General features: G+C 62.2%; 1 pseudogene. It reads left to right on the top strand.

What is annotated here, in order from left to right:
• Window positions 1–929, top strand: a pseudogene (locus tag RM2_RS24880) (hypothetical protein); the annotation flags it as partial.
• Window positions 930–939: the final 10 nt, after the last annotated feature.

Raw genomic sequence — 939 nt, 5'->3', positions numbered from 1 at the left:
CCTCCACGAAGTGCAAGGACATCGGCAACTTCACCAACTGGGATGCGAAGGTCTCCTGGGACAGCCTCGGGAAGACACCCCTGGGAGACGACTACGAATACGAGGTCGTTGCGCGCCGTGACAGCAACGGAAACGTCAAGATTAGAAAGAACGTGGGCACAGCTACGTCGTATCAGTTCGACATCAACGATACCGCCAGGTATTACACCGTCGAGGTGCACACTGTGAACGGCCCGAACAAGTCGACGGGTTGGCGCGGCCAGGGGGTGTATGCCTCGACGGTCACTCGCACCTACTGCGAAGGCGGCGCGAAGTACCAGGCCAACCCGAGCAGTGAGAACCCCCAGGGCTTGGCCGCCGCTCAGAGTCTGTCTGCGAAGAGTCTGTTGTCGGTTGAAGAGGCGTCGGACGAGTTGGTGGACGAATTGACCACCGAGGCCCCGACCACAACGACAGAGGCTCCGGAGACCACGACGGAAGCCCCGACCACAACGACGGAGGCTCCGGAGACCACGACCGAGGCCCCGACCACAACGACGGAAGCCCCGACCACAACGACGGAGGCCCCGACCACAACGACGGAGGTGCCGGAGACCACGACGGAGTCCACGGAGACGACTGAGGTTGAGCCGGCGGAGGATTCGTCTGCTGATGGTGGTTCGGTGATTACGAATGAGTCGGCGTCGGGTGATTTCGTGGCGGAGGTGTCGTCGTCGCAGGTGGTGATCACTGATGCGGCCGGCGATGAGGTGGTGAGCATTTCGGTCGGGAAAAAGGCCGTGGTGCAGTGGGAGAAAGACGCCGATGAGTTGTGGATCGCCGATTCCGGTGAGCTGCTCCTGGTCGGGGAGTCGGGGGGCTGGAAGAAGTCCGAGGTCGATCCGGAGTCCGAAGAGGTGCCGAATGAGATCGCGGAACTGGTCCAGTAGGCAGCGGTCC

This window comes from Rhodococcus marinonascens NBRC 14363, from assembly GCF_001894885.1.
GTDB lineage: Bacteria > Actinomycetota > Actinomycetes > Mycobacteriales > Mycobacteriaceae > Rhodococcus_F > Rhodococcus_F marinonascens.
Note: the sequence above shows the minus strand (reverse complement) of the source record. Positions and strands in the feature narration are given on the sequence as shown.